Below are 14,637 nucleotides of genomic sequence, written 5' to 3' on the forward strand. Positions count from 1 at the left end.
CCTGTGCGGCTCTATACGCTGTATGCCGCTCCCCACGCCGCGCCACTCCCCGCGCAAAACGTCGCGCTGGTGCTCGACCGTCTCGCGCAAGCTTTGCTGGATGCCGCGGCCAATCTGCCGCTCGACCCACCGCTCGACGAACCCGCTGAGCGCCTTCTACAAGTCATGCTGGACCGCCTGTCCGGCTTGCCCGCGGCGCCGCTCGCGCTGCATTGGCCGCGCGATCCACGCATTCAGCGGATTGCCCAGGCGCTGAACGCCAACGTGGCGCAGCCGGCAGTGCTCGACAATCTGGCGCAGAGCGCCGGCGTGACCGCGCGTACAGCGGCACGCCTCTTTGTCAAGGAGACCGGGCAAACCTTCGGCCAGTGGCGGCAGCAACTGCGGCTGCTGGTTGCGCTGGAGCGTCTGGGCGCCGGGGCGAGCGTCACGCAGGTGGCGCTCGAGGTCGGCTATAACGACGTCTCGTCATTTATCGCGGTGTTCCGCGATACCTTCGGCGACACGCCGGCACGCTATTTCCGCTGACCGCGCGCCCTTTGCGTCTGCATAAACTGGAGCGCCGCGATCCGTCGTCATTGCGTGGAATCGCGCCGGGACCGAAAACACCGCTATCAGTGCGCGCCCGCTGCATCCGGTCCGCCACCGCCCTTGGCCGGCTTTGTAATCCAGATCAGCGGAATGATCAGAATGAAAATGATCGCCGACACAAAGAAAATGTCGTTCAGGCCCATCATCGCGGCCTGGGTGTTCACGGTGAAATCGAACAGCGCATGCGCCGATTGCGGATTCAGATGCAGCAGCGACTGGGTCGAATCGATCTGCTGGTTAAACAAAGGGTTGTTGACACTGGCCTGTTCGGTGAGCCGTTCATGGTGCAGCACCGTGCGGTTGTTCCACTCGTTGCCGGCGATCGACGTACCCACCGCGCCGCAAAACACCCGCGCGAAATTCGACAAGCCCGCGGCAGCAGGAATTTTGTTCGGTGGCTGACCGGACAAAATGATCGCAGTCAGCGGCACGAAGAAAAGCGCCATTGGAATGCCTTGCAGCAGCGTGGGGAGCACGAGATGCCAGGTATCGATTTCGATCACGTACTTCGAGCGCATATAAAACACAATCGCAAAGCCGATAAATGCGAGGGTCGCAATGATGCGGGCGTCCGAGCGCGGCAGTACGCGGCCCATCACCGGCGCAAGCAGCACCGCGAACACGCCGAGCGGCGCGGTAACCAGACCGGCATCCACCGAGCGGTAGTTCAGATACTCCTGCATCCATTGCGGCAGCAGCACCAGATTGCCGAAGAACACGCCGTACGCCACTGAAATCGCAATCGTGCCGCCGAGAAAATTGCGCTGCTGGAAGAGCCGCAAATCGACGATCGGATTCTCTTCGGTCAACTCCCACACGAGGAAGAAAGCGAAACTGATCACGGCGGTAATACCGAGAATCACGATCACCGGCGACGAGAACCAGTCGAGGTCCTTGCCCTTGTCGAGCATGATCTGCAGCGACGCGACCCACGTAATCAGCAGACCGAGGCCGATGACGTCGATGGGCGGCTTGCGGGTTGCCGATTCGCGGGTGCGATAGATCATCCACGTGACGCCGGCCGCGAAAATCCCGACCGGGATGTTGATGTAGAAGATCCACGACCAGCTATAGCTATCCGTGATCCAGCCGCCGAGCGCGGGGCCCGCAATTGGGCCGACGGTGGCCGTCATCGCCCATAGCGCGAGCGCGGTCGAGGATTTCTCCCTGGGATACGAGCCGAGCAGAATGGCTTGCGAGAGTGGAATCAGCGGGCCGGCCACCGCGCCCTGGAAAATCCGCGCGACCAGCAGGATCGGCAGCGTGGGCGCAATGCCGCAAAGCCACGACGCCAGCACGAACATGAGAATCGCGCCGACGAACAGCTTGACCTGGCCGATGCGTTGCGTGAGCCACCCGGTCAGCGGAATCGAGACGGCGTTGGCGGCGGCGAACACCGTGATGACCCACGTGCCTTCATCGACCGAGACGCCGAGGTTGCCTGAAATGGTCGGAATCGCAACGTTCGCAATCGACGTGTCGAGCACGTTCATGAAAGTGGCGAGCGCGACGGCGATGGTCGCCAGAACCAGTTTGCCGCCTTGCAGCGGCGGCGGAGGTGCGGGCGGCGTGACAGCGGGCGCGGAAGGGGGCTGACTCAAACGGTTCTCCGGATTGCGGTGCGACGAATGTTCTATACAGGCGTTTTTTTTCACTGCGCGGGCAGAGAATCGGCTAACCCGGCGAATGCTCGCAAAAGCATACCTGTATTCGGGTTTTGACGTCACCGACTCACGCAGGTCCGATCACGCAAACGAGTCCGGCAGCGTATGCTCCCGACTGAGGCTGCATGGAGTCTCGCGTTGCGGCGTGCGCATGCAGGACGGCAGCACGTCGACGCGTGCCTGGCTATGCGTGCGAAACACGAACCGGAAATACAGCGAGCACAAAGAGGAGTTGAATATGGCGTGGGAGCAATTCGAACACGGCTGGCGGCGCGCGCCGGCGACAATGCCCGCGAGGGCATTGGTGGTGCTGATGCATGGCGTGGGCAGCAATGCGCGCGATCTGATGCCGCTCGCGGACATCTGGAGCGAGAGCCTGCCGGACGTGGCGTTCACTTCGCTCGACGGCACTGACGCTTTTGACGGCGGCTTCGGCGGACGCCAATGGTTCAGCCTGCGCGATGTCAACGAAGGCAACCGCGAGGCGCGGGTCGCCGCTGCCTATCCAGCCTTGCGGCGCATGCTCGAAGCGGAACTGACGTACTGGCACGTTCCTTTCGGCCGGCTTGCGCTGGTGGGTTTCTCGCAAGGCTCGATCATGGCGCTGCATCACGTGGCGGCCAGCGCGGAAGGCGCCGCCGCCGTGGTTGCGTACTCGGGGCGGCTCGCCTCGGTGATCGTCGCGCAGAACGGCACACCGCTCACGCTCGTGCACGGTGAAGACGACGAAGTGATCCCGGTACAGGAACTGGAATACGCCGCGGATGCATTGAGCAACGCCGGCTACACGGTCGACGCCTACGCGTTGCCCGGGATCGGACACACGATCAACGCGGACGGCGTCGAGCTCGGCAAGCAGGCGTTGGAGCATGCGCTGGGTGCTTTGTCACGCGATTGACTCGCCTGAAATTGAAAAGTGGCTAAAGATTCCGTTTTGCTTGCCGTTAACTGCTCATTAGCATGAAAATCACCTCCGCCACGCGGAACGCGCAACGCCCATCCGGGCGTCCTCGCGGCACGGGGTGACCGGGGGCGCATTTTCCAGACTGCCCGGAACGGGCGGATAACGACATATCAGAGCCTTCCTATGGCCAGACCGACGCCGCATTACCCGCTTTTCGATCGACTGTTCCGTCATTCCGTGGCAGTTGACCTCGGTACGGCCAACACGCTTATCTATACCGACAACGGCGGCATCGTGCTCAACGAGCCGTCCGTCGTGGCGTTCCAGAAAGAACCTGCCGCCGGGCACAAACGCGTGGCGGCAGTGGGCGCCGAAGCGCGTCAGCTGCTCGGCCGCGCGCCAGGCAACGTCGAAGCCGTGCGGCCGGTGCGCCATGGCGTGATCGCCAATTTTTCCGCCGCTGAGCAGATGATCCGGCAATTCGTCGACATGGCCCGTCCGCGGCCGCTGTTCAGCCGGCGCGCCGCATTCACCGTATGCGTGCCGGAGGGCGCAACCCAGGTCGAGCGTCGCGCGATCAGGGAAGCCGCGGTGGCGGCCGGCGCGTGGAAGGTCAGTCTGATCGGCGAATCGCTGGCGTCGGCGGTCGGTGCGGGCTTGCCGGTGTCGGAGGCGATCGGCTCGATGGTGGTCGACATCGGCGGCGGCACGACCGAAGTCGGCGTGATCTCACTGGGCGGCCTCGCGTATAGCGGCTCGATTCGCGTGGGCGGCGACAGTTTCGACCTCGCGATCGTCAGTTATGTGCGCAACCTGTATGGCGTGTTGCTCGGCGAGCAAACCGCCGAACACGTGAAGAAGGGCATCGGCTCGGCTGTGCGCGACGTGCCGGTCGAGCATATGAACGCGACCGGGCGCAGCGTCGACGACGGCTTGCCGCGCACGGTTCAGTTGAGCAACCACGATATCGCCGAGGCGATCGATGGTCCGCTGCGTCAGGTGATCGGCGCTGTGAAACGCGCGCTTGAAACGGCGCCTGCCGAACTGGTGACGGATATCGCACACAACGGCATCGTGCTGACCGGCGGCGGCGCGTTGCTCGGTAATCTGGGCCGGCGCCTGACCAACGAACTCGGGCTCGACGTCCACGTCGCCGACGAACCGCTCACCTGCGCGGTGCGTGGCGCGGGCGCGGCGGTTGCCGCCGGTTTGCTCGACGATAGCGCGTACGAGTGACTCGGCGCGGGATTCACGCTGCCGGATTCGCATCATCCGATTCGCGCCGCCACGCGAAGTCAACCTGATTCGCGCTACCACACGCAGCCGAACAAGCGTCGGTAGCCTATCTAACAGCTGTGTGACAATAGCCCCCCGCATCCCAATTTCAGGGACGCGAACACGATTTCTTCCTCGAATCCATTTCCAGCCGGCGTCGCCGGATTCAGGTGTTGCCGCGCCGTCTCTGAACCCTCTGTGAATCAATCTGTTACCACTTCGTCCTCGCCCGCCTCGCCGTTTTTTATCGAACTGCATAGCGGCTTGCATATGCCCTATGTGGAAGCGGGCGCTGGCGAACTACTGCTGTTCGTGCACGGCTCGCTGTGCGACTACCGTTATTGGCAACCGCAACTCGCGGGTTTGTCGAAGCACTACCGCTGTGTCGCGGTGAGTCTCACTCACTACTGGCCGGTGACGGATATCGAGCCCGACCGGCCGTTCAGCTGGAGTGAACATGCGGACGATGTGGCCGAGTTCATCGATCGTTTTGGCGCTGGGCCTGCGCACGTAGTAGGGCATTCGCGTGGCGGCTGCGTGGCCTTTCATTTCGCGCGACGCCATCCTCAGTACGTGCGTACGCTGACGCTCGCCGATCCGGGTGGCCCCTTGCAGATCGCCGGGCGAGCGCCCGCGAGTTTGCCCGAGACCGTCAACGCGTTGCGCGCGAAAGCCGCTCAACTGATCGAAACAGGCGAGGTGGAAGCCGGCTTGCAACTCTTCGTCGATTCGGTAAGCCGGCCTGGTTTCTGGGCGATGAGCACGCCTGGTTTTCGCAGGATGGCGACCGACAACGCGCACACGCTCGCGCGTCAATTCCGCGACCCGTTGCCCGCTTATGTAGCGGAGCAAGCGGCCGAAGTGCGCTGCCCGGTGCTGCTGATCGACGGCGAAAAGAGTCCCGACATGTTCCGCCGCACGGCGACGGCGCTGCAAACATGGCTGCCGGATGCGCGCCGCGAAACGGTGCGCGGCGCCTCGCACGGGATGAACCTCGCACATCCGGCGGCGTTCAATCGCTACGTCGACGGGTTCATTCGCTCAGTGGACGTTTGATAAACGCGTGAGATGGGTGCACATTGAGTGCTCGATTCGCGCACCGGAGTGCGCCATCGAATGGACAACGAGCGTGCAATAAGCCTGCAATAAGCCTGCAATGAACTGATGCTTCTTGCGCTTCTTGCCACGAGGCGATGCATGCGGGCCGCGCTCAGCTCCCCGAACTGAGGACGCAGCACTTGCGCAACGGGTGCGGTTCAAGCCTTGCGATGGGCGTCTTTATCGAGCGCGAGTTCCGCGGCTTCGCCGACGAGGCCGTGGTAATACAGATGCACGCCGATCGCGAGCGAGTCGTTGCGAATTTCGTGGAAGGCTTTCCATGCTTTCACAGGGTCTTTGAAGAGCAGATAGTGCGCCTCTCCCGCGATCAGATCCGCGACTTCGTGCAGGCCATGGCCGTGCAGCACGTTGACGAGAGCATCGAGACTGCGGTGGGTACGCGCATCCGTACGCGGATAGAGCATATGCAGCACCGCCACGTCTTGCGTCTTGAGCGCCGCCGACAACGCCACGACGATGTCCTGATGATTCAGCGCGGTGACGATGTTGTCTTCGTTGTGGACGTGATCCGGAAACAGCGTTTCGAGAGAGGCGTTCATCTGGTCCTTCCTGTTCTTCTGGCTGATGAAAAAAGCCCGCCGTTGGACGGCGGGCAAAGACAGCGATGTGTTCGCAGGGGAAGCAAAACACGGGGTCAGTATCGCAGAGCGGCCGTGCTTGTGCAGCTTGGCTACCGCAAAACATTGTTGCAGTACGCGTACCAGGCTTCATTTCGCTGACAGTGCCGTTGAGCGGATTGAATGCGTTGCCGCGCTGCGCGCTTGCGCATGTTCCGCTTGCGTCAGGCGATTACACGCATCTTTCAGACAACGAATGTTGCGCGAGCCGAGATGGATTGTTGCGGTCAATCGTCGCAATCAAAGCCCTTACGGACCGTAGAATGCGGAGCGGAGCCTGAGCATGCCACGCGGCGATCCGACGGTCGAGCATGCCGGCATGTGTGCGATGTGAAAGTAAAAGGAACGTGTAGATGAACTCGAAGACACACGCAACGCTGAGCTTTTCCGACAGCGACCAAACGATTGATTTGCCCGTTTATCAGGGCACGCTCGGGCCGGATGTCATCGACATTCGCAAGCTGTACGGCCAGACCGGCAAGTTCACTTACGACCCGGGTTTCATGTCCACGGCGGCATGCAATTCTGAAATCACGTATATCGACGGTGACAAAGGCGAGCTGCTGTATCGCGGTTATCCGATCGACAATCTGGCGCAAAACGCCGACTTCCTCGAGACGTGTTATCTGTTGCTGAAAGGCGAATTGCCGAATGCGCAGCAGAAGGAAGAGTTCGTCAATACCGTGACGCAGCACACGATGGTGCACGAGCAGATGCACTTCTTTTTCCGCGGCTTCCGCCGTGATGCGCACCCGATGGCTATTCTGGTGGCGGCAGTCGGTGCATTGTCGGCGTTCTATCACGACTCGCTCGACATCAGCAATCCGCAGCATCGCGACGTATCCGCGATTCGCATGATTGCGAAGCTGCCTACGCTGGTGGCGATGGCGTACAAGTACACCGTGGGGCAGCCGTTTGTGTATCCGAACAACGAGTTGTCGTACAGCGCGAATTTCATGCGGATGATGTTCGCGAATCCGGCGCAAGAGTACGAGGTGAATGACGTGCTGGTGCGCGCGCTGGATCGTATTCTGATTCTGCATGCGGATCACGAGCAGAATGCGTCGACTTCGACGGTTCGGTTAGCCGGTTCGTCGGGTGCGAATCCGTTTGCGTGCATTGCGGCGGGCATTGCGTGCTTGTGGGGTCCGGCGCACGGCGGCGCGAATGAAGCGGCGTTGAATATGCTGGAAGAGATTGGTTCGGTCGACAACATTCCCGAGTTCATTGCGAAGGTGAAGGACAAGGATTCGGGTGTGAAGCTGATGGGCTTTGGCCACCGCGTGTACAAGAATTATGATCCGCGTGCGAAGCTGATGCGTGAAACCTGTCATGAAGTGCTGGAAGAGTTGGGGTTGCATGATGACCCGTTGTTCAAGCTAGCGATGGCGCTTGAGAAGATCGCGCTTGAGGACGAGTACTTTGTTTCGCGGAAGCTTTATCCGAATGTGGATTTTTATTCGGGGATTGTGCAGCGGGCATTGGGGATTCCTACCGCTATGTTTACGTGTATCTTCGCGATGGCGCGGACGGTGGGGTGGATTGCGCAGTGGAATGAGATGATCGCTGATCCGGAGCAGAAGATCGGTCGGCCGCGGCAGTTGTTTATCGGGGAGACTCAGCGGGAGGCTCGGCCGCTTGCCAAACGGTGAATTTGCCGTTCGGCGGTTTTGGGTTGGTTGCCTGCGGCGCTTCGCTTTTCTTAAGTTAGTGGCCTGTGGGGCGGTTTTAGGTTGTATGCCTGCGGTGTTGGCCTTTCCTTGATTTGTTATTGGTGTATTTGCGTCGCCCCTGTGCGGGGCGGGCACCTACTTTTCTTTGCCTGCCGCAAAGAAAAGTAGGCAAAAGAAAGCGGCTCAAACCGCTAACTCTTAAGCGGGTCCCCTGGCTTGGAGGGGGCAGTGGTGCATTTGGAATCGGTGTCCTTGCACATTCGACGTTAGTGACACAGCAGTCATACTTCCCGCCTCGCACTGCGTGCTCGCCAGAAGAGTTCATCAGGAACATTGCGCTTCGTTTGGATGCGGCGGGGGTCATCGGCTTCGCGTCGGCTCTTAAAACGCCCGCTGTGTTTTGGTGCTCACGCTTCACCTGAGTCGCGTGCATGCCGCTCTTCATCGCTTCGCTTCTTCGGTCTCCTGGTTTCTCCCGCTGTCAGCGGGGTGCATTGCCGAGGCGAAGCCGACGGCCCCCATCATACCGAAACGAAGCCACTGGTTCCCCATGCATACCCATCCTCGACGCACGCAGTGCGGAGTGGGAGCTGATGAGCGCCTGGTCACTCACGCCGAATGTGCGAGGGCACGGATTCCAGATGCACCACTGCCCCCTCCAAGCCAGGGGACCCGCTTAAGAGTTAACGGTTTGAGCCGCTTTCTTTTGCCTACTTGTATATTCCCCTCCGTGGCACCAACCCGATCAGTTGTCGCCACACGGACAGTCAGCTCGTCTGCCTACAGTGCCTTGAGCTCGCAGAAAAGCCTGAGCGACTGTCCTTCTCATCCTCCTAACCCGAACAGTTGACTGAGCCTCGAGCTCGTATTTTCCTGCAAGTATGGGTACCGTGATGAACCAGACTTCTTCGTCCCTTTATATCGGCATCGACGTCAGCGGTAGCACGCTCGACGTGGCCATCCACGACACCACCGAACATTTCAGTGTCGACAATGAAACCGCCGCCATCGAACAGCTGGTCCAGCGTCTGAACGCGCTGGGTCCCACCCTGATCGTCATGGAGGCCACCGGCAAGCTCGAACTCGCCGTGCTCAGGGCGCTCTGCCAGGCCGGCCTGCCCGCCGTCGCGGTCAATCCCCGACAGGTGCGCGACTTTGCCAAAGCCACCGGCAAACGGGCCAAGACCGACCGCATCGACGCGTTCGTCATCGCCCATTTCGCCGCCGTCATCAAACCCGTCGTGCGTCCGCTCAACGATGTGCAGACCGAGCAGCTGCAGGCCCTGCTGCTGCGCCGTGCCCAGCTCATCGACATGCTCGTGGCCGAGAAGGCCCGCCTGGAGCGCGCTCACGCCGCGGCCAGGGAAAGCCTGAATGACCATATCAAATGGCTCAAACAGCAGCTCACCGTCGCGGATAAGGACATCGATTCGTTCATGCGTTCTTCGCCCGCGTGGCGTCAGAAAGAGGACCTGCTGCGCTCGGTGCCCGGCATTGGTCCCGGCGCTGCGGCCACGCTGATCGCGTTTATGCCTCAACTCGGCTCCCTGAACCGCCGCGAGATCGCTGCGCTGACCGGTGTCGCACCGTTCAATTCCGACAGCGGCAAACACACCGGCAAACGTCGCATTCAGGGCGGTCGTGCCATCGTGCGGCGCGCGCTTTATATGGCCTGCATCCCCGCGCTGCGCTTCAATCCGACGATCAGAGCCTTCTATGACCGTCTGCGTAAAGCCGGCAAACCCTTCAAGGTGGCCATGACCGCGTGCATTCGCAAGCTCATCGTGACGCTCAACGCCATGGTCCATAACTCAACACCCTGGAACCCATCGACGAATTAACCGGCGGTATAGCTTTGCCTGGATGCGGTACCTGAACGCGATCACTCGCGTGGTTTGCGCTCGCCTGTACGGAACGGGCGACCACATTGAGAATCCAGCACTCAGGAACAGCTTCCCGCTTGACTTCCAATACGGTTGCTTTTCTTTGCGGCAGGCAAAGAAAAGTAGGTGCCGCCCCGCACAGGGGCGACGCTAATACACCAATAAGAAAACAAGGAAAGGCCACCGCCATAGGCACACAGAAAAAGCGCCCCGCAGGCAACCCGATCAAAAAAAACCCTACGCCGCAGGCATCCCCCTCAGTCAATCCTCTCCCCAGCCGTCTCCCGCATAAACGGCAACGGCAACAACGACACAACCCCACACCCAATCAAATACCAAGCAGGCGCCAGATTACTCCCAGAAATCTGAATCAACCACGTAGCAAAAAACTGCGCAAACCCGCCAAAAACAGAAACCCCCAAACAATAAACAATCGACATCCCGGTAGCGCGAATCTCGCGCGGAAACATCTCGGGCAACATGACGATATTAGGTACCGCAGTAAAAGCGACAAACACAGCCAGCACAGCAACGACAGACAACAAAACAGGCACCGTAGGCAAAGCATTGATAATCATAAAAGCCGGATACACGGCAACAATCAGCATCACCCGCGAAATCCACAACACGCGTTTACGCCCAACCCGATCGGAAAGAGCCCCCGCAAACGGCGAACAGATCACCGTCACGACCGCCGCGGTCCAAGCGGCCCACAGCGCCGACGACATCGGTAAATGCAGAATCCGGATCGCGTAAGTGGACAGATAGAACAGCACGATATAGTTCGCCGCCGTACCACCAATCGTCGTCAACACACCCGTCGTAATCACACGCGAATGCTCGCGAAACAACTTGCGAACGGGCTGTGCCGCAGGCATCTGCGCCGCCGGCATCGTGCCGTCTTCAACGCCCGGCAAAGTCTCATCCAGATGACGCCGGATATAAATTCCAATCGGCCCCATCGCCATGCCGATCACAAACGGCACACGCCAGCCCCAGCTCTCCAGCGCGGCAGTGGACAACGCCGCCGCCAACGCAACACCCAGCAGCGAGCCACATACCGTGTTCAACCCCTGGCTCACAAACTGCCAGCTTCCGTAGAAACCGCGTGTCTTGTCGCTGCCATATTCAAGCAGCAACGATGTCGACGCACCAATCTCACCGCCCAGCGCGAACCCCTGAATCAAACGCGCAAGAATCACCAGCAGAGGCGCGGCCACACCGATCGCCGCGTATGTCGGCGCGAACGCGATAATCGCCGAGCCAAGCGTCATCAACCACAGCGTGAGACTCATCGCGGCCTTGCGTCCGGCACGATCGGCATAGGCGCCCAGCACGATGCCGCCCACCGGCCGCATGATGAAGCCCACGCCGAAGGTACCGACCGCCAGCATCAGTTGCGCAAGCTGCCCCTCCACCGGGAAATACAGCTTGCCGATGATCGTCGCGAAGAAACTGTAGATCGTGAAATCGAAAAACTCGAGGCCGTTGCCAAGCGTGATCGCGGCGATCGCCTTGGCGTGGCTCGTACGTTTGGCCGGCTCCGCGCCCGGCACGCCGGCGCGATTCAACGCGTCAGCGCCTGCGGGTTGCGGTGTAGCGGAATAGTCCATCTGCGTCTCCATGGTGTCCTTCCTGCTGATGCGCGGCTCTGCGGCCTTGTGCGCTGAAAGCAATGCGCGACGTCAATCCAACCCTACGCCCCGCCGCCTCAAACCAGAAACGTCTGCGCGAGCCGCACCCAATAGGCCGCGCCGGTCGCGAGGCAATCGTCGTTGAAGTCGTAGCCCGGGTTATGGACCATGCAACCGCCCTCGCCGTCGCCATTGCCGATGATGAGGTAGCTGCCCGGGCAACGCTCGAGCAGGAATGCGAAATCTTCACTGCCCGTCAGCGGCTGCATGTCGGCAATCAAACCGGCTTCGCCGACCCAGTCGAGCGCGACTTGCCGTGCGAGGCCGGTCATCTGTGCATCGTTGACGAGCACCGGATAGCGGCGCTGATAATCCACATGCGCCCGCGCGCCGAACACGGCCGCCTGTCCGCACGCGACCGCCGTGATGCGTTCCTGCAAATGGTCGCGAACCTCGGGCCTCAACGCACGCACGGACAGGCGCATCTCCGCGGTCTCGGGAATCACGTTCGGCGCTTCGCCAGCGTGGATCGCGCCGACCGTGATGATCGCCATGTCGAGCGGCGCGATATTGCGCGACACAATGGCCTGTAACGCCAGCACGATTTGCGCGCATACCACCACCGGATCGACGGCCTTATGCGGCACCGCGCCGTGACCGCCGCGACCCGTCACGTTGATGATCACCGTATCCGACGAAGCCATGAACGAGCCCGGCAGGAAGCCGAACTTGCCCGTCGGAAAACCCGGCATGTTGTGCATCGCGAAGACCGCGTCGCACGGAAACTTGTCGAACAGCCCGTCCTCGAGCATTTTTTTCGCACCGGCCAAGCCTTCTTCAGCAGGCTGGAAAATCAGGTTCAACGTGCCGTCGAAACTCTTTTCCTGCGCGAGATGCCTGGCGGCCGCCAGCAGCATCGCCGTGTGGCCGTCGTGGCCACATGCGTGCATCTTGCCAGGGACGGTGCTCGCATACGGCAAGCCGGTGGTTTCGTGGATCGGCAGCGCGTCCATGTCGGCGCGCAGGCCGAGTTTGCGCGTGCCGTTGCCGACCTTCAATTGGCCGACAACGCCGGTTTGGCCCAGCCCGCGATGCACGGTGTAGCCCCACTCCTGCAAGCGCTCGGCGACCAGGTCACCGGTGGCGAATTCTTCGTAAGCGAGTTCGGGCTGCGCGTGGATGCGATGGCGCAGCGCGATCATTTCGTCTTCGAGTTCGGCGATGCCCGCCGGAATGGCCATGGTGTTCACGATGTCGTCTCCGTCGATGAATGCGTGAACCGAGCATAGCGGCGCCGATTTTCCAGCGGCAGGCGTAGAATCGTTGCGGCAGCAACCTATGGTTGCCACCTTTCTACAAGCTTGTCAGATGAAACTCCATCAGCTCAGCACTTTAGCGGCCATTGCGGATACTGGTAGTATTCGGGCCGCGGCCCGTTCGCTCGACCTTTCACCGGCCGCCGTCACCAAGGCAATGCGCGAACTGGAAGCCGATCTGCAAGCGCCATTGCTGGTGCGCGGCGCGAGCGGTGTCGCGTTCACCGAGTTCGGCCGCGCGCTAGTCGTACATGCGCGGCTGGTGCTCGGCCAGTTGCAACGCGCGCAAGCGGAGATCGAGGCGATGCGCGGCGCGGCGGCCGGCAAGCTGTCGATCGGCGTCACGCCGTGGGTGGCGCTGACTTTCCTGCCGCCCACGGTGCAGCGATTCCGGCAGCGCATGCCGGAAGTCCAGCTGGAATTCTTCGAGGGTCTGCTGGGGGTCGTGCAACCCCGTTTGCGCGACGGCAGCCTCGACTTTTCCATTGGCCGTCCTCCGCCTGCTTCGCCGCAATCGGAGTTTCACAACGTGCCGCTCTTTTCGACGCACTCGGCGGTGGTCGCGCGCCGCGATCATCCGAAGGCGGGTTGCCGCACGCTGCTTGAACTGGAAGACGCCGAATGGGTGCTGAACTGGGACCCGGCCAGCCGTGAGTCGATCTCGGACAATCTGTTCCGCAAGCGCGGCATGCGCGTGCCGCACACGATTCATCTCGCGCATTCGCTCGCGGTCGTACTGGGCTTGCTCGCGCATACCGACATGCTCAGCATTTTTCCGTGGCCGCTCGTCGAAGTGAGCATCGCGAAAGAAAATTTGTGGGCGCTACCCTTGCGCGAAACGGTGGACGAAACGATCGTCAGCATCACGTCGCGCCGCGGTGCGCCGACAAGTCCGGCGGCCGCGTGTTTTCTCGACTGTTTGCGCGAAGTGATCGACGAAGGATCGCGCTCGCAAGACCCCGAACTGCGCCGCCTGTTTCATTCGATCGAACTGCTGTTGTAGTGAGGCCGGCCTGTAAGCTGAATCGCATGCGCGCCCAGTATGCTTCGAGTGCGCAGCGGCACGCCGCCCTGCTCTCACTTTTTGCCGACCATGAAGCAGACTCCGCTCGATAACAAAGCCGATCACGATACACGGGTGCTGGGCACGTCAGCGCAACGTGGCAGTCGTAGCGGTAGAAGCGATAGCGGCAATAGCAACTACTGCGGCGACGGCGACAGCGCAAGCAGAACCGGCGGCGAGAGCCATAGCGACAATAGCAATCACTGCGGCGACGGCGACAGCGCAAACAGAACCGGCAGCGAGAGCAACAACGCTAACAATCCCGCCTCGCTCGATCCATCCCATCACCGTGCCCTCGCGGAAGCCCGCCGCAGCGGCGGCGACGAACTGGGCGCCGTCGCGCATCTGATCGCCGCGCACACACTGGACGCCTACGCCGCCGCGACACCCGACGCCAGCGCCGCAAATCTCTGCGATGTCGCGACCGGCTACTTCATGACAGGCAATCATGTCACCGCCGAGTACTGGTATCGACTGGTTCTGAGGCTCGATCCGCAGGTCGCGGTGGCCTGCCAGAACCTCGCTGCCATCCTCGCGAGCGCTGGACACGTCACTGAAGCGGCCGTGTATCGGCAACGCGCCTATCGGATCCAGCGTGTGTTTGTCGAGGGAAGCGGCACGGAGCAGCGCCGGGTATTGGTGCTTTGCGCCGCACACACCGCGGGCAATGTCCCGTTCGATGCCTTGCTGCCCGGCACGAAAAATTGCCGCATCAAGTACGCGATCGACCACGCGGCCGACGAAGAAGACCAGCAATTGCCGCCCTACGACCTCGTGTTCAACGCGATCGGCGATGAGGATATTGCCGCCCCGCTCGCCGGGCGACTGGCGCGCTTCGTCGCGCACTGCGCACGGCCCGTGCTCAACCCGCCCGCTGCTGTCGCCCGAACCCAGCGAC

The 14,637-nt window shown here is 61.5% G+C and carries 12 protein-coding genes; 8 read left to right on the plus strand and 4 right to left on the minus strand.

What is annotated here, in order from left to right; all coding sequences use genetic code 11:
• Nucleotides 1–528, plus strand: a 528-nt coding sequence (locus QOC89_RS16740) for an AraC family transcriptional regulator (protein ID WP_323046032.1), incomplete at its 5' end; no start/stop codon positions are given.
• 86 nt (nt 529–614) lie between these two features.
• Here QOC89_RS16740 and QOC89_RS16745 read toward each other — a convergent pair.
• Nucleotides 615–2,192, minus strand: a complete 1,578-nt coding sequence (locus tag QOC89_RS16745) for a DHA2 family efflux MFS transporter permease subunit (protein WP_323046033.1) — start codon at nt 2,190–2,192, stop codon at nt 615–617.
• A gap of 301 nt (nt 2,193–2,493) precedes the next feature.
• Between QOC89_RS16745 and QOC89_RS16750 the strand changes: the two genes are divergently transcribed.
• From QOC89_RS16750 to QOC89_RS16760, 3 genes are all read left to right on the plus strand, one after another.
• Nucleotides 2,494–3,153 (plus strand): alpha/beta hydrolase, encoded by a 660-nt coding sequence (locus QOC89_RS16750; RefSeq protein WP_323046042.1) that lies wholly within the window; start codon nt 2,494–2,496, stop codon nt 3,151–3,153.
• Nucleotides 3,154–3,342: 189 nt separating this feature from the next.
• On the plus strand, nt 3,343–4,395 hold the full coding sequence (locus QOC89_RS16755; protein ID WP_323046034.1) for a rod shape-determining protein: 1,053 nt from the start codon (nt 3,343–3,345) through the stop codon (nt 4,393–4,395).
• Nucleotides 4,396–4,704: 309 nt separating this feature from the next.
• Nucleotides 4,705–5,490, plus strand: a complete 786-nt coding sequence (locus QOC89_RS16760; protein WP_323046043.1) for an alpha/beta hydrolase — start codon at nt 4,705–4,707, stop codon at nt 5,488–5,490.
• A gap of 200 nt (nt 5,491–5,690) precedes the next feature.
• Here QOC89_RS16760 and QOC89_RS16765 read toward each other — a convergent pair whose 3' ends face one another.
• Complete coding sequence (locus tag QOC89_RS16765) at nt 5,691–6,092, minus strand: hypothetical protein (RefSeq protein WP_323046035.1); 402 nt, start codon at nt 6,090–6,092, stop codon at nt 5,691–5,693.
• 431 nt (nt 6,093–6,523) lie between these two features.
• On the opposite strand from QOC89_RS16765, the gene gltA reads away from it, so the two are divergent.
• Together gltA and QOC89_RS16775 are read left to right on the plus strand one after the other, a co-directional pair.
• Nucleotides 6,524–7,822, plus strand: a complete 1,299-nt coding sequence (gene gltA / locus QOC89_RS16770; RefSeq protein ID WP_323046036.1) for a citrate synthase — start codon at nt 6,524–6,526, stop codon at nt 7,820–7,822.
• Between the two features lie 914 nt (nt 7,823–8,736).
• A complete protein-coding gene (locus tag QOC89_RS16775) occupies nt 8,737–9,684 on the plus strand; it encodes an IS110 family transposase (RefSeq protein WP_323046037.1) in 948 nt (315 codons plus the stop codon).
• 299 nt (nt 9,685–9,983) lie between these two features.
• Here the strand turns inward: QOC89_RS16775 and QOC89_RS16780 are convergent, their stop codons facing one another.
• Both QOC89_RS16780 and QOC89_RS16785 read right to left on the minus strand, forming a co-directional pair.
• Nucleotides 9,984–11,339 carry an MFS transporter gene (locus QOC89_RS16780; RefSeq protein WP_323046038.1) on the minus strand — a complete coding sequence of 452 codons (1,356 nt, stop codon included), beginning with the start codon at nt 11,337–11,339 and terminating at the stop codon, nt 9,984–9,986.
• 98 nt (nt 11,340–11,437) lie between these two features.
• Nucleotides 11,438–12,610 carry a M20 aminoacylase family protein gene (locus tag QOC89_RS16785; RefSeq protein WP_323046039.1) on the minus strand — a complete coding sequence of 391 codons (1,173 nt, stop codon included), beginning with the start codon at nt 12,608–12,610 and terminating at the stop codon, nt 11,438–11,440.
• A gap of 118 nt (nt 12,611–12,728) precedes the next feature.
• Between QOC89_RS16785 and QOC89_RS16790 the strand changes: the two genes are divergently transcribed.
• Both QOC89_RS16790 and QOC89_RS16795 read left to right on the plus strand, forming a co-directional pair.
• A complete protein-coding gene (locus QOC89_RS16790; protein WP_323046040.1) occupies nt 12,729–13,679 on the plus strand; it encodes a LysR family transcriptional regulator in 951 nt (316 codons plus the stop codon).
• 90 nt (nt 13,680–13,769) lie between these two features.
• Nucleotides 13,770–14,637 (plus strand): hypothetical protein (locus tag QOC89_RS16795; RefSeq protein WP_323046041.1); only part of this gene is annotated, 868 nt, incomplete at its 3' end.

This window comes from Paraburkholderia sp. (genome assembly GCF_034668105.1).
Lineage (GTDB): Bacteria > Pseudomonadota > Gammaproteobacteria > Burkholderiales > Burkholderiaceae > Paraburkholderia.

What these genes read in the sequence shown, in the direction of transcription:
- QOC89_RS16750 (WP_323046042.1), top strand. Translation starts at nt 2,494, where the DNA reads ATGGCGTGGGAGCAATTCGAACACGGCTGGCGGCGCGCGCCGGCGACA.
- QOC89_RS16755 (WP_323046034.1), top strand. Translation starts at nt 3,343, where the DNA reads ATGGCCAGACCGACGCCGCATTACCCGCTTTTCGATCGACTGTTCCGT.
- QOC89_RS16760 (WP_323046043.1), top strand. Translation starts at nt 4,705, where the DNA reads ATGCCCTATGTGGAAGCGGGCGCTGGCGAACTACTGCTGTTCGTGCAC.
- QOC89_RS16765 (WP_323046035.1), bottom strand. Translation starts at nt 6,092, where the DNA reads ATGAACGCCTCTCTCGAAACGCTGTTTCCGGATCACGTCCACAACGAA.
- gltA (WP_323046036.1), top strand. Translation starts at nt 6,524, where the DNA reads ATGAACTCGAAGACACACGCAACGCTGAGCTTTTCCGACAGCGACCAA.
- QOC89_RS16775 (WP_323046037.1), top strand. Translation starts at nt 8,737, where the DNA reads ATGAACCAGACTTCTTCGTCCCTTTATATCGGCATCGACGTCAGCGGT.
- QOC89_RS16780 (WP_323046038.1), bottom strand. Translation starts at nt 11,339, where the DNA reads ATGGACTATTCCGCTACACCGCAACCCGCAGGCGCTGACGCGTTGAAT.
- QOC89_RS16790 (WP_323046040.1), top strand. Translation starts at nt 12,729, where the DNA reads ATGAAACTCCATCAGCTCAGCACTTTAGCGGCCATTGCGGATACTGGT.